The organism is Nocardia sp. NPDC050710, from assembly GCF_040654375.1.
In the GTDB taxonomy this organism is placed as follows: Bacteria; Actinomycetota; Actinomycetes; order Mycobacteriales; family Mycobacteriaceae; genus Nocardia.
In genome coordinates this window covers 60,488-82,334 of the sequence record NZ_JBFAHV010000013.1, presented here as the reverse complement: position 1 = coordinate 82,334, position 21,847 = coordinate 60,488, and the positions used below count along the sequence as shown (strand labels likewise).

The following is a 21,847-nucleotide window of genomic DNA, read 5'->3' as shown; positions in this document are numbered from 1 at the left end:
CGGGCGTCAAGCGGTGAATCCGAATCGGTTCAGGGCTCGGTGATTCCGGATCGGGCGATCACCGGCACACTGAAATCCGCTGCGTCGTAGTCGAGAATCAGCGGCGCAGCCGGTGGAACGACCTCGAGTGACCGAATGGCCATGCCGTTCCACGCGTGGGTACTCGTCGATTCGACACTGATGTACCTGGCGTTCACGGACTCCCCTGCGCCAGCCTGCCAACGGAACTCGGTCGCGTTGTCGGCCCACCCACCACCGAGCGCAGTCCATTGCTTACCGTCGGCGGACACCGCCACCCTTCCCTGCCGCGGCCGAAAGTTTCCGGCGTGATCACCGAACCAGAGGTCCACCGACGTGATCAGCGATCGCGATCCCCGGTCGACGATTATCAGCGGGCCACCGAAGATTCTGTTCTTGGTCAGGAAGTAGGTATCGAGCGATCCATCGAGAATGTCCTCCACCGGGTGTCCCGGCTCGGCTTCGAGATTCTGTCTCAGGCTCACCGACTGCGGCCTGCCCATCCGCATCGTGCCCTGGATCTCGAGATTGCCGATCACCAGGTCCGGAATGCGGACGGTGACGGTGGTCATGAGCGTACGTTCGACGGTGTTGTTGCCGACCTGCACGGTGCCGCGCAGATAGAACACCGTCGTACCGGTGACGTTCGGCACCGTCCACGTGGTCTTGTTCGTGACATCGACCTCGGCGACGTCGTACAGCAACTTCACCGACGAGGCGCCCTGCGCCACCCAAGACAACCGCACCGAATCGCCGTTGTCGATGATCGGCTGCTCGGCGGTAAAGTTGTCGAGGACGAAGTCCGCCGGGAACTTGCCGATGCTCATCGTGGCGATCCCGGTCTCCCACGGATCATCGAAACCGGCTTCCCGCCACTCCATTTCGATGCGCAACGGGGCGCTGCCGACCTGGGTGTTGATCCGGGCGTCCATCAGCTGGATCGTGACACCCTCATCGCGGCCGATGATGTCGGCGCCCGACGACGGTGTGAAGGTGATCGTCTTGGCGGCGGCGTCGGTGCGTGGCGTCCAATCCTTCAGACTGATCTGCGGGGCGATGCTGTTGATGTCGGACGTGAGATCGGGTGAGTTGTTTCCGGTCGGCACCGTGATGGTGATCTTGCGACATTCGATGCCGAGTCCGCTGCGTCGACTGCCGACCAGAATGACATCGGCGCGCTGTGGGTCACCGCTGGACGGCGAGACGCGCACCGGGTCCGGATCGGTGGTCAACTCGAAATACAGTGGCGCGCTGCTGGTGACCTGTTCGGTCTCGGTAACGAGGTACTCCCGGACAATTGTCATTATCGCGCTCCTCGCTGGTTGCTGGTACGGCTGTATTGGGCGGCGTCTTCGAGAACCAGGAAACCGGAACGAATTTCGGGATCGATGCCGACGGGCAGCGAGGCCGGGTCGGGGACGACGATCGGGAACTCCGACCACTCCGCGCCCACGGCTTCGGTCCACGACCACGTGCCGGTGGCGGTGGTGGGCTGGGGGAGCGTGACCGCACCGGTTTCGGTGCGGGCGATGAGCAGCGGGCCCGCGCGGAAGTTCACCGCCATGGCGGCCAGCGCGGCGTCGGTGAAGCGTTGCGGCACAACGACCGAGGACACCGGGAGGATGTCGGTGGTGGCGTGGACGGCGGCGCGGGGGTCGAGCAGTAGGGTGACGGTGGCGCTGCTGTCGCCTTCGAACGCCAGCTTCAGGCGCTCGCCGACATCGATGGGTCGCAGATATCCGCCCGAGTTGTCCGGATTGTCCAGCACCGTTTCGAAATGCTCGTAGTCCTCGTCGATCACGCAACCGATGAGTCCGTCGTCGGTTTGGACCGCCTCGCCGAGGCGGACGTTCCACCGGTAGGAGGGCATTTGCGGCGCGGGCGGATTCACCACACGCGGCCAGGTGACGTCGGTGCGGACCGGTCCGCACAGCTCCAGGTCGAGCCGGGCGCGCACCAGGGCCAGCGGACGGCCGAGCAGGAAGCCGAGGCTGTAGTCCTCCGGCCCGTCGGGGTCGATGGAGGCGAGGGTTCGGTCGACGATGTCGCGGACGGCGTCGAGGACGTCGGGGCCCTTCTGCACGATCACCGACAGGTACCGGTGGACGTGCGGGTATTCCGTTGCCAGATCGTCGAATTCGGCCACCGGTGAGCCGGGGAGCGCGGTCCAGGCGACGATCTGCTGGCCGGACGCCGACAGCACCCGCCGCAGGTCGCCGAGCGCATGGCCCTCGGGATCATAGATGGCGAGGGACCGATCCAGCCGGTTGTGTATCAGCCACGCGCACACCGGATTCGCGCCGGGAGTGAGTTCGGCGTCGTCGTCGGACCGTGCGGACAGGAAGTCGAAGCGCAGCCGGGCGGGTTGCAGTAGCCGGGGGCCGAGTTCCACGTAACGGTCGACTTGGATATCACCGACGGCGTACTTCGGCGTCATGGAATCGGGCTTGCGCAGCTGATCGAAATGCAACGGATTGTCGATGAGGTTGACCGCACGGCCGAATCGGTCCACCACCGACAGCCGGATGAACAGCAGCTGCCCGGACCGCAATTCCTGGAAGTCGGAGTCCGGCCAGTCGTCCCATTCGAAGACCGGCCGCGCGCCGCCATCCGGCGATGCTCCGGCACCGGTCCCGATCATTCCGGCGATGTCGCCGGTGGGGGCCCGGTTGACCATCGAAAGACGTTGCCCGACGGCGGTGCTCAGCCCGTCCAGTCGCTGCGACAGCTGGTCCAGGTCGGTCAGTTGTTCGTGCATGGCGGCGAGCACGTCGGCGCGCAGGTCGGTGCGGCCGTTGGCGTAGCTGTCGAGCTGTCCGTCCTGGTCGTAGCCGCTGGTGGGCATGAGGACCTGGCGGCCGCTTACGGTGACGGCGGGCTTCAGGTGGCCCTCGCCCTCCCAGCGGTAGTAGTTGCCGTCGAAGGAAAAGCGTTCCTGGCCTGCTTCGACGAACGGGATGGCCGTGTACTCGACCTCCCACTGCAGGTACAGCGGCTGCCACGGCTGCTCCCACGGATCGGTGCCGTACTCAGGCAATGTCCCGGTCGGATTATTCAGGCTCGCACCGGTTTTGCGGGCTTGGTCGATGAGAAAGAATTCGGTGACCAGCTTCGACATCGGCGCAGGCAGGCCGGTGACGTTCACCTTCGCGACCTCGGCGGCCACCGTGTCGGCGGTGATGGCGCCGATCTTGGTGACGAGTCGCTCCTCGACCCGGCACGGCAGGTCGGAGCCGCGCGTCAGCGGGGCGCTCAGGTTCGCGCCCTGCAGCATCAGCACCGGGTCGGCGTGCTGTTCGAACGGGGCCAGGGGCACACGTTGCAGCTCGAGACCGGTGCGCAGACCGTGTTCGGCGGCATAGGCGCGGGCCTTGGCGGCCAGCGCGTCGGCCTTGGTGTCCCACGGTATCTCGTCCCGCAGCGCCGCGACCTGGTTCGACAGCTGCGCCACCCGCCAGGCCGCCGAGTTCTCCCGCGTCGGATCGAGTTGCCGGAGGATGCCCGGCGCGTAATCCGCCGGTGGTTGCGGGTCGCACGACAGCGCCCACAGGACGTAGAGCCGCTGCTGCGCGCCTGCGAGTTCGCGTTCGACGGTGTCGAGATCGCGTTGGCGGCCGTTCAAATCGGCGGTGACCTCGGCGGCGAGTCGCTGTTCGGCGGCGAGTTCGGCGACCGACAGCGCGGCCCGCGCGTCCTCGCCGCCGCGGTCGACGGTGCGCCACACGAACCCGCCCGGTACCGGCCCGAATCCGGAATCGTGGGCGGCGCGTTCGGGGAACAGCTCGCCGTCGGCACGATCGTATTCGTCGAGCACACCGAGGGTGAACGCGCGATAGAGCTGAGCATCCTTCTCGCTCAACGCATTCGAACCGCCCGACTGCTCCTGGAGTTCGCCCGCCGCCTCGCCCGCGCTGTTGCCGATCGCCACCGCGATCTCATTGGTGTGTGGGATCGCGGACGGATACACGCCGCCGTTGGGTCGCCAGTCGATGCCGAGGGCGCTGCCGGTGTAGACCGAGCGCCGCGGCTCGCCGAAGGTCGCGGCCAGCTGCCACTCCAGCCGCGACATCAGGTCGGCGAACCGCTCGTCGGCATGGTCGCCGACCACGAGGATGTCGCTGTCGGGGTCCGAATACCAGCCTGCGACAAAGTAACTGAGCCGGTCGTCGTTGTCGGGATGGAGGTCGTCGAGGGTGTCGTGGAGGGAGAAGACGTTCTTGTTGTACGGCTGGAACACCGAGAACGTCAGGAGACCTGGCCCGATCGCGGTGAGGAACTGCTCGCCGCCCGGCTCCTGCCACGGGCTGCCGGTGGCGAGCTCGACCAGTCGGCCGATCTTGGTGGCGGTCGCGGTGTCGGTGGTGGGGTCGAGATACGACACCGCCCCCTCGCGGGAGTCGAGGTAGTCGCTGTGCACGATCCACGCGCGCACGCCGCCGTTGGAGCGGCGCGCCACCAGCCAGCGATTGGGCACCAGCGGGAAGTCGCCGACCTCGCCGGTCTCCTCGTCTTGCAGACCCTCGCTGAGTGCCTCCGGCAACTGCCAGTGCAGGTACACGCCGAGACGGGACGGGTCGCCCGTCCACTGCTCGGGCCCGGCGAACGGCGCGGGTTCCGGTGCGGCGTTGTCGTTGACGAACGGGACGAAATTCGAGGTCCAGCGCTGGATGACATAGCTGCCGTCGGCGTCGCGGGTCCGGGCGTTCACCGCGAACGCCGCCACCTCGACCGGCACGATCAGAGTGTCGTTGGGCATGAGAATCCCTCCGGATAGCGTCGATCAGGGGCGGGCGAAGGTCTGCAATTGCGGCGCCTTGAACATCTGCAGCGCGAACTGCGCGGGCGACAGGGTCGGCAACTCGTGGGCAGCGGCCAGCGCGGGCGCCAGCGCGCCCTCGATGTCGAGCACGTCGTGGGAGGGCCGCAGGAACTTATCGAACCCCGGAGGGTCGGGAAACTCCTCGATGTACTCGCCGACGACGCCGCTGAGTTTGCGCAGGTCGATGGTGCCGAGATCGCCGATACCGAAGTGGATGCCCTGCGGCGCTTCGGCGATGGTGAAGGTGTCGAGGGTGTCCGGGTACAGCAGCATGAGCACGTTGCTGCCGAACATCACGCGATGCAGTGGCTCCAGTTCCGTCTCACCGTGGAACGCGGTGTAGCGGGTACGCGGCCAGTTCGGCACCAGTATCGAACGGATCAGCACCCCGCAGGCGGGCGGATTCGGTACCGCGGCGGCCAGCTCGTTGAGGTCCTCGTCCAGCGTGTGGCCGACCCCGACACTCAGCGCGCCGTCGACCGCGGCCCGCACCCAATCCGGATCGACATAGAAGAACCGGATGCTCTCCGGCGGAAGCATTCTCGGGTCGGGGACGAGGTGATCGAAGGGCACCATCTGGAGTGTCGCGAGCCGGTTCAGCCACTCCTGCACCGGATCCAGCTGGTCGCGGACAGCCGACCGCAGCACCGCCCTGGTGTGGGTGTCGGACACCGTGACGCGTAGCGCGTCCGCCGACAGAGCCGACAGCGCGCCGTTGCCCCGTACCGCCGCGGCGGCGGGGCGGCGCGGCGCGGTGGCCAGCTCGGCCCCGCTGCGCGCCAGTGCCAGCGGCAGCCTCGACTCGAGTAGATGATCGAAGGCGGTGCGCACCCGGCTCTCGTGCAACGCCGCTCCCGCCTCGCTCACCGCGCGTCCCGCGATCAGCTCCGGATGCGCGGCCGCCCGGCGCGCGGCCCGCCTGGCCGCTTTGCGGAATTCCAGCAGCCGATTCCGGAACGGCGCGTCGGCCAAGGCCACCGTGCGGCCGAGGCCGAAGGCGCTGGCGTAGCCGGTGTCGAAGACACCGGACTGCTTCAGGTAGATCAGCGCCTCACCGCCGGAATCGAGCCTGGGTTCGCGCGGGGCAGGAAGCGGCTGCGCGGGCGTGGCGGTGAACGGTCCGCGATAGAAGGCGATGCTGCGTTCTCCCGATTCCAGGCGCTGTGGCAGCACCGTCGCGCCACTCTGAAGCCGTTGCCGCGCATCGGCATCCAGCTCACCGGGCGGCACCGGCAGGCACAGCTGGAGATCGGGTTCCGAGGCGAGGTTCGCCACCAGATCGCCGAACCCGATGCCGTTGTCATCGAGGGTTTCGAACGTCCAGGTGTACAGCGACACCATCCGAAGCCCCTCCGACGGCGCCGCCGTGTCCCGCAGGTATGGCTCGAATCCTTCCACCGTGACCAGATGCGCCACGTGCCGTGCGGCGGTCGCGGCGGGAAAACGATTGGCGACGACGACCGCGTTGCACTCGTCGAGATTCGGCTCCGGGTCGGCGCCGCGCACGTGGTCGGCGTCCGGTCGCCCTCCTTCCCTCAGGTGGGCGAGCAGCGCCGCCTCCGCGAAGGTCGGGCGGAGCTTCGTGAACAGATCCGCCGGGATGTGGATACTGCGGCAGGCCATTTCGGCTTCGCCGTCGAGCAGGCTGCCGGTATCGATGGCGGGCGGTTTACCCGGTCCGGCCTGCCCGTCGAGCAGTTGAGCGACAGTGGAGACGGTGACCTCACCGATCGCCTGGGGGTCGTCCGCAACTTCGCCCGCACGGAACACCAGCAGGAATATCCACGGGCTGCCGTCGTCCTCCCCTGCGGGCAGCATCGCCCACGGCAGGCCGGGGGTATCGAGCGTGATGTGCGGCAGCAGCTGGCTGTATTTCCCGACACCGCCCGGCACCGGGTAGCAGGCCTGCACCTCGGAGTCGCCGAGCGCGAAACGCTGGGTGCGCACGTCGAATCGCTGGTCGCGGGTCGGCAGCGGGGCGACGGTCTCAATCTTCTGCTCTACGGCCAGGGCGTAGCGGCCCGTGTACAGCGACGGGATGCGGTGGTCGAGGAATCGTGTGCGGTGTGTGGTGGTTGGCATGTCGATCCCCTCTTCTCTCAGCCGACGAGCATCGGTTCGGCCGTGAAGGCCGTCTGGCAGGCGCGGGCGTAGGCCGACAGGTCGCTGTCAACCTCACCCAAGTCGAAGCCGAGTGCGGCCAGCTGCCCGGCCAAGCGGCGGCGAGCATCGGCCTGCGCCGAGGCGGCGACCGTGCTCGCGATGGTGGAGATGACGCTCCCCGGCCGCTGCGGCACGGCCCCGACCGGGCCCGCCGCGGGGTCGAGTGGCTGACTGCCGTCGGGCGCGACGGTGTCGAAATCGAGCGCCTCCTCGTCGATGAATCCGGTGGACGTGCCGTATCGCGGTGCGGGCGAGGTGAATTGGACGCCGAGCAGCTGGTTCTTCACCAGGTGGTCGTCTCCGGCGGGCAGGTCGCCAGTGCTGCCGGAACCCCACAGCTCGGCCGACACCGTCGCCATCCGGCGGCTGCGGGTCCACTGCCCGAGGTCGAGGTCCGTATCGCCCCGCTTCAACTTCACCCGCTGGGTGCTGGTCACACCGCGCCATGCGGTCGGCCGCAGGTCGACGGGACTGCCGTTCTCGACGGTGGTGCTCGACGTGCCGAGGTACACCTTGGTGAGCGGCACGGTGGTGTCGGTGTCGAAGGTGAATCCGTTGGCCGACACCTCCCACGAGCCGTCTCCGCCGGTCTCGCGGTTCTTGTCCATGAGCAGCCCGGCCTGCGGCAGGACACGTACGTTGTTGCCTGCGGGCGGCAGCATGGCGGAGAACCCGGCCCAGTCCAGATCGTTGCTCGCCCCGGCGCGTCCGTTGCCGAAATTGATGGTGAACGAGATGAACCACAGCTTCACCTTGGCCCGGCCGCCGGTGGGCGGTCCCCAAACCGTCAGTCCGACACCGACTTCCACGGTGATGGTGATTCGGACGAAGATGATCTTCACCGAGGCGGATACACCCATCGACACCCGGATGCCGACGTCGAAGTAGAAGGGGTTCCACTGGACGAGGGCGTCCATCTTCGCATCACACCAGGCGCGGACCGGGCCCGCGTGGAAACGCACGGCCAGCTGCCCGCCTGCCATCGCGGCACCCGGGGTGAACGCCAGGTACGCCTTGCCGGAGATAGTGACCGCGCCGGTCAGATCCCAGTCGAAACCGACCCGCGGCACCGACGGATACCGCTGCGGGGCACGGTAGTTCTTGTGGTATCCACCCACGGTGTAGACGAAGTCGCCCGCGTGCGGGCTCGGCCCGAACCAAGTGCGGAACGCCACGCCGCCCTGCAACCGGCAGTTCGGGTCGAGGACGAACGAGTTCGGGGCGAGCGCCATGGCGAAGCCCATCTCGCCCTCGCCGGGTTTGAGCACCGCCTGCAGATTCGCCGCTACGCGGGCCAGTTTCCGGCCGCCCCCCTTGGGGAATTCCGCGGCCGCGGTGCCGAGCAGAGCGACGGTGAACTCGTCACCGACCTGCACGATCGCCATCGCGCGGCCCGAGACGAATTCGGCGAGGGTGAAGCCGAGCCCGGCCGCCACCCAGAGCTCGTCCTCCCTTGGCGAGATCCACGGGTTGTCTCCGCCTATGAGGGTGCGCAGCACCGAGACGGGCTTACCGGACCCCGCGCCGATCGAACCCGGATCGGCCAGCGCTTTGACGAACGGGAAGTTCGCGACCTGCGCGACCTCGGGTACTCGGATGCGGCTGTTCCATCCGAACCCCACCGACACGCCGGTCAGTCGCAGCGCCGGGATGCCGATGCCGGGATTGCCGCCGATGCCGGCGTAGCCGAAGAAGGAGGGCTCGGCGGTACCGGACTCCGGGACCACGTACGCGCCCATGCCGGTGCCGTATATGCCCGACTTCCCGCCCTTGAACGAGAACATCAGCACGCCGCCGACGACCGTCTTGTATGGGGATTCCGCCTGCGTCACACCGAGTTCGCCGACGATGTGCAGGGGGTTGTAGTCCAGGGCGAGACTCGCGACGGCGCCGTCCTCACTGAGCGTCAACCCGAACCGGCCGTTGCCCCGCTCGGACGACGACCTGGTACCTGCCAGCAGAGCGAAGCCGTCGCTGGTCGCCACCGCGCGCACCGGGCGGTACGGCGAACCGGTGCGCCGAACGTGAGTCGAGGCCGGGGGCATCGGTCGCCCGAGCCCGTCCAGCCGGGAGGGATCCGTCGAAGTCTCGGGACGCGGGGTTTCCAGCCGCACCAGAAAGCGGCGTGGCTGGGGGCCGGGCTTCGGCAGCAGCAACCAGGCCCCGGGCGGCAGCTCGTCGGCGAACGGGTCGGGTAGCAGGGCGCGCGAAAGACCTTCGCTCTCCACAACTGCCAGCTCGGCCAGCCGGGCGGCAGGCAGCGGCCTGTCGGTGCAGATCACCTGCCAGCCGTCGGCGCCCGCGGTGAACATGCGCTCACCGTTCTCCCGCAGCACTACTGCCACGCCTGCGCCGGTCGCCCGCACCGTCGTGCCCGCATGCTCATCGAGGCGCAGCGTGAGCGTGTCGGACGGGCCGCACGGCAGGTTGGGCAACTCGAACCCGGCGCACCGGGCCAGCAGTTGCGCCGACGCTCCCGCCCCGGGGAGCTGGACATCGAGCGCGATGTCCGCGCCGTCGCGCGCGCGGCTGAGCCGCACAGAAGCGGGTTGGTCGGCGTAGGACACCCGCGCGCTCCCGTCACCGGTCTCGATTCCCGCCGAGAATTGCAGAGCGCCGTCGGGAAACAGCGCGCGCAAGCCGTCGCCGAAACCGAACGAATCGATCGGAATTTCGACCGATTCCCCGTTTGATTCGTCGAGAAGTTTATGGAGCCACTGGATTCGGACCGTCACGAATACCCCTCCTCCTCCGGCGCCCACTCGCGGCCCGAGTGGACTGCTCGCGTTCAGCGTAGGGCTAGTCATCTGGGGTTGGTGACGATTCGCAATTGCCGCTGTGCACCAAGCGGTTTCGTGAGCTATTCCGCACTTTCGTGCGACGGCCGTACGGAAGCCAAATATATGGGAAGAACTATCGCTGAATTGCCGCCGAAAATGGCGAATGCCGCAGCGGGGGCGCAACGCGCCGATGACCGCTGATGAGACATCTCGAACTGCCGGATAGACGAAATCGACGTCGAAAGCGGGTCTTGGCCGAAGTAGGTGGAGAATCGCCGACCTGGTGCCGCGTCCACAAAGGTTGGACACGCAATCCGACCGAAGGTCACCGTCAGTCGGCCCACCGCACTGTAGGTCACCCTCGGTCGGTTCACCGGGCACCCAGGTCGGGTGAATGAAGGTCACCTCCAGTCGGTCTGGCGGGATGAAGGGGGCCTTCGGTCGGTTACCGCGCCGACCATTCTGGACGCGGCCGCCAGCTCCCTTACGCTTCTGGCGTGATCGAGATCGGTTCGAGGGCGCGCAAGTTGCCGGCACCTCCATTCGTCGTCTGGCAGTCGCTCACAGAGCCTCATCGGCCACAAGCTCGGCCCTGGCTCAACTTGCTACCCGATGAAGTCGAACCCAGAATCCTGGAGGCAGAAGAACCCACCAGAGTCGTGTGGTCATCACTATGGCGGAGCAGACCCGATGACCAGGTGCACTTCGAGCTCACGACTGTTCGGGGTGGAGAGACCTTGCTTAGGTTCACCTTGCTGACTCCGGACGAAGCCCCGGACCAAAGCAAGACCGGACACCTTCGGTGGCGGCTCAACCAACTGCTCTTCGCTGATCTACGGCTCTCTTACGGCCAATAACTGCGGCAACTCCCGAATATCCGCACATGCCGCCGATCGGTCTAATCAGTCGGCCGCGGCCTTGATCCGTTCGGCGATGTCACGTTCGCACAATGCGGCATCTGACGACGCCGACGCGATCGCCCTCCTGCGTGTTGTAGGTCACCCACTTCATGGCTACCTCCGGCGTTCTATGTTGGATAACATAGAATGTGTTCTATGGCTAGTCAGCGGTCGAACATCTAGGATCGGAGGCACGATGACCGGCTGAGGAAAGGACCGAAGTGGCCGATCGACGCGCCGAAACCACGCGTGAGAGCAGGAATATGCTGATCGTGGCCGCCACTGCCTTGTTTGTCGAAAAGGGCTATCAGCAAACGACTTTCGCTGATGTCGCCGAACGATCCGGCATCAGCCGGGGGTCCATTCCCTGGCACTTCGGCAACAAGGACGGGTTGCTGGTCGCCGTGCTCGACCACGCCTCGGAGGCGCTGCTCGAAGGATCCGACGACGCCGATTCGACTCGCGCTCCAAGGCCCGACGACTTCGTCGTTCAGACGAAGCGGTCATCGATGGTGCGCACGTCGCTGCTCTTCGTCGCGCTCTATGTCGAAGCGGTGGACCCGCAGTCGCCGATTCATGACAGGTACGTGGCACTGCACGACCGGCTTCGCGATGCGGCCAAACGGTGGATCAATGCCTTCGTCCGGCTACCGGATGCGGTGACCGCCGACGACTTGGCCGTCATCCTTGTCGGCGCTGCCATCGGGATACACCTGCAAGCGGCGATGGCGCCGGAGCGGATCCGGATGGACCACGCGGTGGACAAGCTGGGCGCGCTGCTGGACGCCACTCTCCTCGGGTAGGAGCCCGGTCGGCGTGCAGCAGGTGATTCCACCCCTACCCGCGCAAGACATCGCCGATATCTACCCACTGATTCTGCGATTGGTGACCGAGAAGGAGAACTGATGCCCGCGCTCGCCCCCTGGGTACCACGTCTGATCTTCGCGACGGCGGCCATCCACTTCGTATACGCGTTCATCCAGCCCAACGATTGGGCAGGCATCGCGGGCGAAGGTTTCCTGGCGACCGCCGCCGACGTCGACGACCCCGACTACTTCGCACGCGACGCCACCGTGTGGTTCATGATCGGCGGAATCGCGATGCTGGCCATCGGCACGCTCACACGCAACGCCCTCGCCACCACCGGCCGGGTACCGGCGCACGTCGGGTGGTACCTGATCGCGATCGGAATTCCCTTGACCGTCATCTATTTTCCGGTCACCGGCGGGTGGCTGATGCTGGCCATCGGGGCGGTCGCGCTGGCCGCCGCACGCCGCTCGAACAGCGAACTCGCCACCGGTCGACAAGGTCAGTAGGCACTTCGCCGGATTTCCGTTCCGCTCCGGCCGATTCGGCCACGAATTCCGACATCCACTGTTGAATTACGGCAGCGCCGCGTGTCTCGTCCGATCGAGCATGTCGCCGCCCAGGCGGACGTATCAGACCACGCGCTGGAGCGCGCGCAGGTCTGCATCCAGCGTCCTGAACAACCAATAGACGCCGGCGAATGCGAGACCGGCCGCCACGCACAATCCCAGCACCGAATCGCGCACGAGCGGAAGCTCCGCGGGTTCGAGTGCGGTGAATCCGGCCAGCACCGCAAGCAGCGGCACCGACGCCGTTACCGCGAGATAGACCGTGGTTCTTCGACGCATTGCGCGAAGATCGGCGAAGTCGTGCGCCGTTGTGCGGCTGTGGCGCAAATAGATGGGATAGACACAGCGGGCGATGTAGAACGTCGAAAGGAAGAATGTGTACGCAACGGAGATGGTGCCCGCCACCAGAACGGTTGTCGCCGCATGGACCAGCAGCCGCGCCGGAAAGTCGGTAAACCAGTGAAGCAGCATTACCCCCGTGACGGTTGCGCACAGTGCGAAGGTAAGTGTCAGCATCGCAACCCGGTCGCCCCACAGTAGTGTTCGCGACCGCACCCGCGCCAGCGTTGCTTCGTCATAGCGATTGCCATGACGCAAGCCGCGGGAAACCGCGAGCAAATCACGCGACATATATGCGTAGATCACGACGGCCAGCGGCCAGGCACAGAGGTTGAAAATGATGATGCCCCGGTCGAGCTGCGTATTGGTGGCATCGGGCAGGCGTTCGCGCATCAGTTCCTGAAGGTGTACAGCCATATAGACCGTAGCTAGGCTGACGCCGACCACCGAAGACAACCACAGGATGGGGGTGGGCCATCGCGAAAGTCGTGCCCGCCAACTGTCCGGCGGCGGATAGACGAGATCACGGGCCCTCGCCTCGAGACACAGGTCGAGCTGCTGGGCCAACTCCGAACCGCACGAGTAGCGGTCTTCGCGGTCGGGCGACAGACATTTCAGTAAGACTCGGCGCAGCGCCATGGGGCAATCCGGCGGCAGCTCCGACAGGAACGTCGACTCGACGGGTCTGCGTCGCAGTTCGAGCATGCGGGCCAGCGACGTCTCCGACTCGCCCGCGGATGTTTCGTCCGCGAACGGGCGCCGTCCGGTGAGCAGCTCCCACAGCATGACGGCCAGTGCGTAGATATCGCTTCGAGTGTCGAGGTCGGCGGCGGTCGTCGCCAGATCTGGATGGCAGGCTTCTAGCTGTTCGGGCGACATGTACGCCAGTGACCCGCCGAAGTACGCCAGGGGATTCGTGCCCTTGATACGTGCGCTGAAGCTGACGTTGAAGTCGGCCAACTTCGGAATTCCCTCGGCGCTCAGCAGTACGTTCGCGGGTTTGATGTCCCGATGCAACACCCCTCGTTCGGACGCGTGCTCGAGTGCGTCCGCGAGTCGGCGGCCCAGCCAGGCGACGGTCTCCGGCCACGTCAGTGCGGCGGTCCGGGCCCGAATAGCTGATTCTGTGGGCCGAACCTCACCCTTATCGGCGAGTACCTCGTCGATGGCGTCGAGTAACAGCTGCCCACTGCGCTGTTCCGCAGGGGTCGAACGAGATAAGCGCAGCACATCGAGCAGTGTTCCCCCCGGTAGGTATTGCATGTAGAGCAGCTTCAGCTCGCCATCGGCGATGAGTCGCTGGTCGAAGATGCGCACGATGTAATCGTGGTCCAGTTGGGCGAGGGTCTCCGGTTCGCTGCCGTGATTATGGGAAATCTTGACCGCGACCAGGCGCTGCATTGATTGTTGCCGTGCGAGAAACACCTGGGCGAACGCGCCGGCCCCGATCCTCATCAGGAGGTCGAAATCGTCGACACGATCGCCGACGTCGATGGAGTCGAGAGCGATTTGGGCGCTCGGACGAGCGATCATCGTACTGTGATAGTCGCTCGTGAACTCTGCGAGCCCGGGGCCGGCCTGCGTGGCGGTGACCTCCGCGACCGCGATCGCCGCCTCTTCGGTGTGCTCACCGCGGCGCAAGGCGTGGAATTCTTCATAGACCAGCTCGGCGGGAAGCGGACCGTCTTGCAGCTCCGGGAATTCCGCACGGTATTCGACGAGGCGTTTGGGAAAGTGATGGCGAAGCCAGCGATTCTCGAGGTCGACTTTGATCAGTTCGATCAGGATCGAACGACGCTCACCCGGGTCCCGGGGTAGGTACGCGGACAGGTCGGGTGGGGACCCGGACGCCCAAGCCTCTGAAAACTGTGCCACGACGGTGGCAAGCGCTGTGCGGGTTCGTTCAGCTGAATCGATCGGCTCGTACATCGGTAGCTCGATATCAGCCCGAGGCGGTCACGCGGCGGCTACCTGCGATGCGGCCCTATGTCGTAATCGCCCCACACTGTCTCCCTTCTGCTGAACCTCCCAGCTCAAGGGTATCGCTCTGATGCGAGCGCATGGGCGGCAACAGTGGGGATCGGCCGCGGGGGAGCTGTGTAGACGCGCGTCTGGGAGCGGCGGGCAATCTGTGGGCTAATCGAGTTCTGGGCAGCGTTCCGGCTGGTGTGGATTCCCGATCTACCCATGAGCGCGCGGATACCTCGACAACCACCGCACCACATCGACGATCTCGACACCTTCGGCATCCGCCAGCAGTACCTGGCACAGGTGGGCGGCGACCTCGGCCCTGTCATCGAGAATGCTGAAGTCATCGTCCGGGTGGAGCTTCGGCAACGCCAGTGCCAAGCCCGCCCACAACCGTGGCCGGAGCGGGTCGACGTGCAGCTCCTCGGTGTACAGCGCGACCGCCGCGGCCAGGTCACCCGCCAGATAGGACCGGTCGCCGCGCGGCTGCTCGGGGGTCGACAGAGCTTCGGCCGCGGCGTGTCCAGCAGCTTCAGCTGCGCTGGAAGGTGCAGGCGGCGACGGTCGTTCGGCACGGCCCTCTGGTCCACCTGATCCGCGGGCGGCAGGACGTCGGGCCCTGGCGCCTGCGCGATCCAGCACGTGGCCAGCTCGGCGATGCGGCCGATGTCCGGTGTCAGGTTCCGCACCTGCCAGAACGTCCGATGCGCTATCGCCACCTCGGACGCGGCGACCCTGACCGCCGTGGGCACGTCCTCCTCACCCCAGGGGCACATTTCCTCAATGAGCGCGTTCAGGAAATGCGAACCCGCCTCGGTGAGCAGGCTAGAGGCCGATGCCTGGGCCACGGCACCTTCCACCTGCAGACGCCACAATTCGAAATCGACGTTCGCCTGCATCGATCGGTGGCAGTCGGCGCGACGATGTATTCGCCAGAAGTCGGTGACTCCGAAGAACGCGTAGATCCCGTGCAGCAGGCCCATGATCGGACGCGGGTCGTCGCGCCACGGCGCGTAGAAGCGGCACACCGGATCGGGATCGAACAGCACGATCTGATCGGTCAGCAGCGTGAACTTCGTGTGCTGGACCTCGTGGATCAGCGTCAGCGCCGGCTGGAATGGGTCCGCGGGGGCCGTGGTGTAGACGCAGCCGACTCCGTTGAATGCGGTGTGGCTCGTGCTCGCCGCGAGCGGTTGTGCGCTCAGCGGTGCCAAAGACTGCAGGCAACTGCGCATCGGCACGGGGTACCGGTCGAAGTCGCGGCGCAGTAGTTCCCAGGCCGCCGCGAAATCCTGCTGCCACGTGCGGGTTTGGGCGGTCGTGAGCCGGGGTGGCCGCTGACCGTCCAGCAAGTGCCGGAACGGGTCCAGGTCGTCCAGGAACACCTCCCGTTCCGCATCCGCCCCCCGCAATCGCCGCAGCGGCAGCCAGGCGGGATCGGACTCGTCATCCCGGGACGGGACGAGAACTGTGCTGGTGCCCCGGGTGAAGCGGAGTGCGCCGTCTTGTGTCCGGTGCAGTTCGCAGTGCCCGTTGTCCTCGGCAGGGCCGAGCTCGGCCCTGCCGATCCCGGGCAACATCACCACGCCGTTCCGCACTACGACGTTGATGGAACCTTCGGGTAGACAGGCAATGCCGCCTGCCGCGGCGAGCCAGCCCAGGTAGCCGCAGTCGGCCCACAGTGGGGTCGGCGCGTCGTCGGGCTCGGCGTCAAGGCGCTGCGGGACCTGGGCGAGCCACGTGCCGACGTGCGGGTACGACAGTAACGTCACGACCTCGGCCGGGTGGGATCGTTGCAGTTCGGCCAGCGTCTGGTAGGCAAGGGAAAGTCCTGCGGCGTCGGCAATTTCGGGGCGCGACGTGGTTTCGGCGATGAGTGTGCGCAGCAGCGCGCCGCAACTGGACACGCGGATCCGAATGTTCGAGAACATCATGGACCTGCTGCTGGGCGGGACCGTGGAATTGGAGGTATGGGGCCTCGGTCCCACCCGAATAGCGGTGATCGAAACCGACGGCAGTGTGGCGCAGATCGACGACTTGAAGGCGACGTTCTCGGGTGCGACCAAACTGCCTGCCGACCAGCACAATCCGCTCGACCGGGCAATGCTGGAACCCGAGATCGTGGAGTGCCAGATCGGCGTGGACGCGCTCAGCGACACCTGCCGCGCCTGCTCGATACACACCGTGTGCGGCGGTGGTCCCTACGTCACGCGATACCGTGAGGGCGACGGCTTCCGAAATCCCTCGGTGTATTGCGCCGACCTGACCACATTGATTCGCCACATCGAATCGCGAATGCGCGCCGAGGTCGCCACGGTACTCCACGGGTGATCACTGCCAGGGGCGCTGGAGCGTCTGGAAGAGGATTACCTGGACGGGTAACAGGAGACCCCGGGGCCACCAGCTCTTCGGCGCATCCGATGCGCCTCAGGTAAGCCGAAAAGGGCTCGGGGTCTTCCCTTTCCCCGAACAGCGCTGGCTCGGCCTCGGCGGCCGCGGAGGGCGCTGATCGTGGACCGAACCCAATCGGACCGGGTGTTTACTCGTCCCTCGAGCTGCCCGACAGTGCCGATGCGGAGGCCTTGGCGACGTCCATGTCGATCTCCTGGATCTGGACTGTCACGCCATCCGGATCGACGACCCGCAGGCTGCGCCCGAAGTCCTCGTCGACGATCTCGTAGTCGTAGCCCTGCTCGCGCAACCGGCTCCCGACCACTTCCAACTTCTCGTCGGTCGCGAAGCCGAGTTCGGTCGATCCGGCCGGGCGTCCCTTCGACACCGTGAAGTCGTGCAGCCCGACCGCCCCGGCGCCAGCCGAAAGTTGCACCCACACATCGAGACTCGCATCCGAATCGACCACGAGCCCCAGACCGGCGTAGAACTTGCGGCACGCTTCCACATTCGCGACGTACCTGATGGGCAGAACAGTCAGCATCTTTCACTCCTTTTCGGAACGGGTGGAACCGAGTATGGGTAGATGCCGCACCTCTGCGCCCCTCTCTGCCGGGCATCCGCCGGGATTCGACACGTCGGCGGGCGGATATGACGGAATCCGTCACGGCAGCAAGCGCAAGTATCGAGCGGATCGTGGTCGTGGCGGTTACAGCTCCGGCAACCGCTGACGCAGCAGGCAGAACTCGTTGCCCTCGGGATCCTGGAGCACGTGCCAGGACTCGTCGCCGGTCTGCTCGACGTCGGCCGGCCGCGCACCGAGCGAGAGGAGCCGCTCCAGTTCGGCGTCCTGGTCGCGGTCGACCGGGTTCACGTCGATGTGCAGCCGGAGCTTCGCGGTCTTCCGCTCGTCGACCCGGCTGAACACCAGCGTCGGAGCCGCCCCGCCGAATCCGGACGGCGGACCGATCTCGATGCCGTCGTCCGCTGCCTCCCTGCCCAGCTCGACATAGTCCAGCACGGCACACCAGAAACGGGACAGGGCAACGGGGTCGGCGCAGTCGACGACGAGTTCGGACAGGCGGCAGCTCATACACTCAGACCCTAACCAGCGGCGGGTCGCGGGCGGTTTCCAGCTGGCCACCACGGAAATGCTCTGGATAAACCGCGACAACAAGCTGCTCCTCGGAATGACGATGCGGACACTCGAGCAATCCGTCGCCAGCGCCGGTCGTATGCTCCTCACGCCGGTCGTTCCTCCACTGAAATGACGATCGGACGACTCGGACGAGGCGGTGCACCGGCTCGGTCGAGTCGCCCGGCTCGGCCATGCCGACCTCGGCGAACGCATCCGGCTCGATGACCGCCGTCGATGACGCCGAGGACTCGGCTCCGGGATTGCTATAGAATTGCTGAATAATTCGACGCTCGAGCCTGATTGAAGGCGATTCCGCACCCGGTGTGTCGAGGGTGCGGCAGAAGTGCGTCCGGCCGCACGGCGGCCCCGCGCAGAACTTCGACCCGAGGGCGGCGCTCCATGACAGACGTCGACTATTGCGTAGTTGGTGGGGGATTTGCCGGTTTGACGGCCGCCTTGAGGCTGAAACAGGCGGGTCGATCGGTGGCGGTGCTCGAAGCCCGTGACCGGCTCGGCGGGCGCACATTCACCGAGGTGCGCGCGGACGGGTGCTGGATCGATCGTGGTGGCGCCTGGATCGGACCGGGGCAGGACCGGATCTACGCATTGATGAATGAGTTCGGGGTGCCGAGTTACAAGCAGTACACCGACGGCGAAGCCATGATGGTGGTCGACGGCAAGCAGCACCGCTACTCGGGCATGATCCCGTGGACGATGAGCCCTTGGGCGGCGATGAATCTCGGCGCCGTGCTGCTCGAGCTGGGACATATGTGCAAGTCGATACCCCTCGAGGCTCCGTGGACAGCGAAGAATGCCGATAAGTGGGATCGGCTCAGCCTGGCGCATTGGCTGGATAACAGCGTTCTGTCCAAGCCCGCTCATGAGCTCCTCGAGACCGCGATCGCCGGGTGTTACACCTCCGCGGCCTCGGAAGTGTCGCTGCTCTTCGTGCTGTACCAGATGGCGTCGGGGGGTGGGCCCGGCTTCGTCCTGGGAGTCAAGGACGGCGCCCAAGATGCTCGACCAGTCGGAGGTATGGGCGCCATCTCCGGTCCGATAGCGGCCGAGCTCGGCGATTCGATCCATCTTTCGCAGCCCGTCCGGCACATTCATCAGGACGCCGAGGGGGTGACGGTTCGATCCGACGATTCGACAGTGCGCGCACGCCGGGTGATCGTGGCGGTTCCCCTGGCGATCGCAAGCCAGATTCTGTACGAGCCGATGCTGCCGGTAGATCGATCGTTCCTGCATCAGCGGATGCCGAGCGGCTCGATCGTCAAAATTGCCGCCGTGTACGACGAACCGTTCTGGCGTACTGACGGGCTGTCCGGACAGTCGGCCGCGCCGGGGTCGCCGGCGACCATCACCATCGATGCCTGCACGGACACCGGGCGACCCGGGGTTCTGTGTGTCATCACCGAAGGACCTATCGCGCGGCAGATCGGACAACTCGACGAGGCCGAGCGGAGGAAGGCGATCCTCGCTGCACTCGTCGAGCGGTTCGGTGACAAGGCCGGTTCCCCCGTCGACTACATCGAGCAGAACTGGAGTGTCGAACGCTACTCCGGTGGCGGGATGCTCAGTCACGCGCCAACCGGTGTGCTGACCGAGTTCGGTCATGCCCTGCGCGAACCTTGCGGCCGAGTCCACTGGGCCGGAACCGAGACCTCTGCGGTCATGTGCGGTTGGGTCGATGGAGCCGTTCGCTCAGGTGAGCGGGCTGCGCGGGAAGTAATGGAACACGACACCGTGACCTCGGCCGGAGGAAGGTCGAGCGGTCGTTGAAACCATTGTGCGACAGGGCTATCGGTGCTCGGCTGGCGTGGTGTGGCCTGCGATGCGGAGGTTCATCCGCCCATGGCCGCAGATCGTATGGCCGCTCGGTCGGCAGCGCGGCAGAGGACGACATCGCTGTTCAAACCAGTGCAGCTCGGGTTCGCGCGTAGGCGATGACCTCTTCCGCGTAGGCCGACATCTCTTGTTCGGCGGAGCATTTCCCGAGGTGGTGGATCGCGTCGTCGAGTCGGGGTCCCGGCCCACGGTCGGCGAGCAGGACGACGATCGCTTCCCAGGTTCCGATCCGCGGGTCGGGTTGGGTCAGCAGCTCGTCGAGATAGCGATCCGGCTCTATCAGCCGTAAGGCTCTGCGCGCGTAAGCGTGTATGCGTCGCGGCAGTTCGGTGCGGATGGCGTCGATGTCGGTTTGCAGCACATGCTGGCCCGGTTGTTCGGGGTCGAGCCGCAGTGACCACGGTGCGGTCAGCTCGTCGGGCAGGGTCTGGGTGTCGATCAGGCCGGGGCCGGTGGCCTTTTCCAACGGTGTGGGCGATAGGCCCAGCTGCGCATTGCGCCAGTTGGCGTATTCCCACCAGGACGTCGGTGTGGCGCTCAGGTGCAAGCCGAATCCGAGCACCTGCTGTCCACTGATCCACGTGCGGGAAACCCGGGTGCGCCCGACGGATGCGACCCCACCCGGCTCGATCCGTGACCAGGTGGGCTCGGATCCGTGAAACCCATACGGCTGTAGCAACTTTGCTGTCTCACGCAGCAGGCGACGTAGTGCCGAATCAGGGCTGACCATGCTCGCAGACTAGCGCCGTGCTCCGACAGGTCATCAGGTTTGTGGGCGACGCTTACGGGCCCTCGACGACGATCCCGGTCTAGGACTCGGGCGAGTCGGGTATCGGTTCGAAACCCAACTCGATACGCACTGCCGCGATGAAAGAGTGCTCTGCGGCCTGGACCTCGTTCACAGCCCGCCGGAATGCATCGCGTGCTGCGCGCCGGTCTTCTTGGGACGTCTTGTCGCCGTGCAGTGCCATCTCCAAGGACCCCGCCGCGGCGACCGCGTCGTAGAGCGCCTTCCTGAGATTCTTGCTCTGAACCCCTATCGGACTCTTCGATACGATGTCGAACACGCCGTCGGTTGCGCCGACGGCTTCGACATCAGCTCTGAGGCTGTTCAGAATGCTGTTGCTGCGGTCACGGGACCAGTTGCCGGGAACCTGAATCCGATAGCGGATCTCGGCCGACCTGTTCAGGACCTTCGTCGCGGTCACGAGCAGGGTTTCGCGGCGCCACTTTTCGTGTTCCCGATGTTCGGCCGCGGCGTTTGCCAACTCCACGTTCGATTGCGCGGTACTGATCGCCTTCCGATTCGTGCGGTTGCTGACCAGCACGCCGGTGAAGGCTGCCGCTGCGACGATGCACGAGCCCAGAAGGGGTAGCCATGCTTGCCACCAAGCAGGTGAACTTTGAATGATCTGGATGACATGCGGTGTGATGTCCTGACCCACCGGCCGATCATCGCATCGGGCATCGCCCGTGACCGGATGATCGGCCCAGCCCAACCGCACCAGCTGACCCGGCCCGCGACCGGCCATCCACGGACTCGAGCGGGATCGGGGGCGTAAGACCCCTTGCCCTCGGTCGCGGACAGGTGGACGCTCGAGTCCATGGTCAAGCCGTATCGAGCACGGTGGGGTGTCAGGGCGTCCAACGCGTGGATGCGGACGGTGATACGCGCCGGATTGCCAACGTGGACCTTCCGTGTCCTCGCCGTGCCCGGACGGCGCACCGGCCGCGTGATCGAGACGCCGCTGGCAGTGTTCGAACAAGGCGACCGGCGATATCTGGTGGCTGCTTACGGAACGGTCAACTGGGTGCGCAATCTGCGTGCGGCACAGGGGAGGGCAACCCTGCGCCATGGCAAACGCACCGAGACCGTGACGGCCGTGGAGTTACCTGCCGCTCGAGCGGCCGAGGTGTTCCGCGCGTCGCTGGTGTCGGGGCCACCGCGCGTTCCCCGACCCTTCGTGGCGCTGTATCGACGGTTCTTCGTACTGCCGTACCTGGATGTGAACCCGGACTCCTCGCCGCAGGAATTCATCGACAACGCTCACACTCATCCGGTTTTCGAAATCGTGTCCGTCTGAATTACCCTCGCCGAGCAGGTG

Annotated in this window: 15 protein-coding genes; 5 read left to right on the top strand and 10 right to left on the bottom strand. The window is 66.1% G+C overall.

The features are described from left to right. Positions 1 to 29: 29 nt before the first annotated feature. From AB0H61_RS22175 to AB0H61_RS22160, 4 genes are read right to left on the bottom strand one after another with little or no spacing between them, the layout of a single operon-like run. On the bottom strand, positions 30 to 1,322 hold the full coding sequence (locus AB0H61_RS22175) for a discoidin domain-containing protein (protein ID WP_357307406.1): 1,293 nt from the start codon (positions 1,320 to 1,322) through the stop codon (positions 30 to 32). Next, complete coding sequence (locus AB0H61_RS22170) at positions 1,322 to 4,774, bottom strand: hypothetical protein (protein ID WP_357307404.1); 3,453 nt, start codon at positions 4,772 to 4,774, stop codon at positions 1,322 to 1,324. Before AB0H61_RS22170 ends, AB0H61_RS22175 begins: the two co-directional genes overlap by 1 nt. A gap of 24 nt (positions 4,775 to 4,798) precedes the next feature. Further along, positions 4,799 to 6,919 carry a hypothetical protein gene (locus AB0H61_RS22165; RefSeq protein ID WP_357307402.1) on the bottom strand — a complete coding sequence of 707 codons (2,121 nt, stop codon included), beginning with the start codon at positions 6,917 to 6,919 and terminating at the stop codon, positions 4,799 to 4,801. Between the two features lie 17 nt (positions 6,920 to 6,936). Then, entirely contained in the window at positions 6,937 to 9,735 is a 2,799-nt protein-coding gene (locus AB0H61_RS22160; RefSeq protein ID WP_357307400.1) for a DUF6603 domain-containing protein, read from the bottom strand. Between the two features lie 1,165 nt (positions 9,736 to 10,900). On the opposite strand from AB0H61_RS22160, the gene AB0H61_RS22155 reads away from it, so the two are divergent. Further along, a complete protein-coding gene (locus AB0H61_RS22155) occupies positions 10,901 to 11,482 on the top strand; it encodes a TetR/AcrR family transcriptional regulator (protein ID WP_357307398.1) in 582 nt (193 codons plus the stop codon). Positions 11,483 to 11,584: 102 nt separating this feature from the next. Next, positions 11,585 to 11,995, top strand: coding sequence for a DUF6463 family protein (locus AB0H61_RS22150; RefSeq protein WP_357307396.1), 411 nt, complete (start codon positions 11,585 to 11,587; stop codon positions 11,993 to 11,995). Between the two features lie 123 nt (positions 11,996 to 12,118). Here AB0H61_RS22150 and AB0H61_RS22145 read toward each other — a convergent pair whose 3' ends face one another. After that, positions 12,119 to 14,323, bottom strand: coding sequence for a serine/threonine-protein kinase (locus tag AB0H61_RS22145; protein ID WP_357307394.1), 2,205 nt, complete (start codon positions 14,321 to 14,323; stop codon positions 12,119 to 12,121). A gap of 104 nt (positions 14,324 to 14,427) precedes the next feature. Further along, the gene (locus AB0H61_RS22140) at positions 14,428 to 16,269 is read right to left on the bottom strand and encodes an HEXXH motif domain-containing protein (RefSeq protein WP_357307392.1); all 1,842 of its coding nucleotides are present in this window, start codon (positions 16,267 to 16,269) and stop codon (positions 14,428 to 14,430) included. Between AB0H61_RS22140 and AB0H61_RS22135 the strand changes: the two genes are divergently transcribed. Then, positions 16,235 to 16,693, top strand: coding sequence for a hypothetical protein (locus tag AB0H61_RS22135; RefSeq protein WP_357307390.1), 459 nt, complete (start codon positions 16,235 to 16,237; stop codon positions 16,691 to 16,693). The genes AB0H61_RS22140 and AB0H61_RS22135 overlap by 35 nt on opposite strands. Positions 16,694 to 16,901: 208 nt before the next feature. On the opposite strand, the gene AB0H61_RS22130 is transcribed toward AB0H61_RS22135, so the two are convergent. Both AB0H61_RS22130 and AB0H61_RS22125 read right to left on the bottom strand, forming a co-directional pair. Continuing rightward, complete coding sequence (locus AB0H61_RS22130; protein ID WP_357307388.1) at positions 16,902 to 17,297, bottom strand: VOC family protein; 396 nt, start codon at positions 17,295 to 17,297, stop codon at positions 16,902 to 16,904. Between the two features lie 165 nt (positions 17,298 to 17,462). Continuing rightward, on the bottom strand, positions 17,463 to 17,846 hold the full coding sequence (locus AB0H61_RS22125; RefSeq protein ID WP_357307386.1) for a VOC family protein: 384 nt from the start codon (positions 17,844 to 17,846) through the stop codon (positions 17,463 to 17,465). 444 nt (positions 17,847 to 18,290) lie between these two features. Here AB0H61_RS22125 and AB0H61_RS22120 point away from each other — a divergent pair, with 444 nt between their 5' ends. Further along, on the top strand, positions 18,291 to 19,676 hold the full coding sequence (locus AB0H61_RS22120; protein WP_357307384.1) for a flavin monoamine oxidase family protein: 1,386 nt from the start codon (positions 18,291 to 18,293) through the stop codon (positions 19,674 to 19,676). A gap of 130 nt (positions 19,677 to 19,806) precedes the next feature. On the opposite strand, the gene AB0H61_RS22115 is transcribed toward AB0H61_RS22120, so the two are convergent. Together AB0H61_RS22115 and AB0H61_RS22110 are read right to left on the bottom strand one after the other, a co-directional pair. Continuing rightward, a complete protein-coding gene (locus AB0H61_RS22115) occupies positions 19,807 to 20,472 on the bottom strand; it encodes a hypothetical protein (protein ID WP_357307382.1) in 666 nt (221 codons plus the stop codon). Between the two features lie 79 nt (positions 20,473 to 20,551). Next, positions 20,552 to 21,187, bottom strand: a complete 636-nt coding sequence (locus tag AB0H61_RS22110) for a hypothetical protein (protein ID WP_357307380.1) — start codon at positions 21,185 to 21,187, stop codon at positions 20,552 to 20,554. 159 nt (positions 21,188 to 21,346) lie between these two features. Here AB0H61_RS22110 and AB0H61_RS22105 point away from each other — a divergent pair, with 159 nt between their 5' ends. Next, entirely contained in the window at positions 21,347 to 21,826 is a 480-nt protein-coding gene (locus AB0H61_RS22105; RefSeq protein ID WP_357307378.1) for a nitroreductase/quinone reductase family protein, read from the top strand. Positions 21,827 to 21,847: the final 21 nt, after the last annotated feature.

Bases quoted from the DNA above. Each gene is read 5' to 3' on its own strand.
- AB0H61_RS22175 (WP_357307406.1), bottom strand. From the start codon at position 1,322: ATGACAATTGTCCGGGAGTACCTCGTTACCGAGACCGAACAGGTCACC.
- AB0H61_RS22170 (WP_357307404.1), bottom strand. From the start codon at position 4,774: ATGCCCAACGACACTCTGATCGTGCCGGTCGAGGTGGCGGCGTTCGCG.
- AB0H61_RS22165 (WP_357307402.1), bottom strand. From the start codon at position 6,919: ATGCCAACCACCACACACCGCACACGATTCCTCGACCACCGCATCCCG.
- AB0H61_RS22150 (WP_357307396.1), top strand. From the start codon at position 11,585: ATGCCCGCGCTCGCCCCCTGGGTACCACGTCTGATCTTCGCGACGGCG.
- AB0H61_RS22145 (WP_357307394.1), bottom strand. From the start codon at position 14,323: ATGTACGAGCCGATCGATTCAGCTGAACGAACCCGCACAGCGCTTGCC.
- AB0H61_RS22135 (WP_357307390.1), top strand. From the start codon at position 16,235: ATGAGTGTGCGCAGCAGCGCGCCGCAACTGGACACGCGGATCCGAATG.
- AB0H61_RS22130 (WP_357307388.1), bottom strand. From the start codon at position 17,297: ATGCTGACTGTTCTGCCCATCAGGTACGTCGCGAATGTGGAAGCGTGC.
- AB0H61_RS22125 (WP_357307386.1), bottom strand. From the start codon at position 17,846: ATGAGCTGCCGCCTGTCCGAACTCGTCGTCGACTGCGCCGACCCCGTT.
- AB0H61_RS22120 (WP_357307384.1), top strand. From the start codon at position 18,291: ATGACAGACGTCGACTATTGCGTAGTTGGTGGGGGATTTGCCGGTTTG.
- AB0H61_RS22115 (WP_357307382.1), bottom strand. From the start codon at position 20,472: ATGGTCAGCCCTGATTCGGCACTACGTCGCCTGCTGCGTGAGACAGCA.
- AB0H61_RS22105 (WP_357307378.1), top strand. From the start codon at position 21,347: ATGGTCAAGCCGTATCGAGCACGGTGGGGTGTCAGGGCGTCCAACGCG.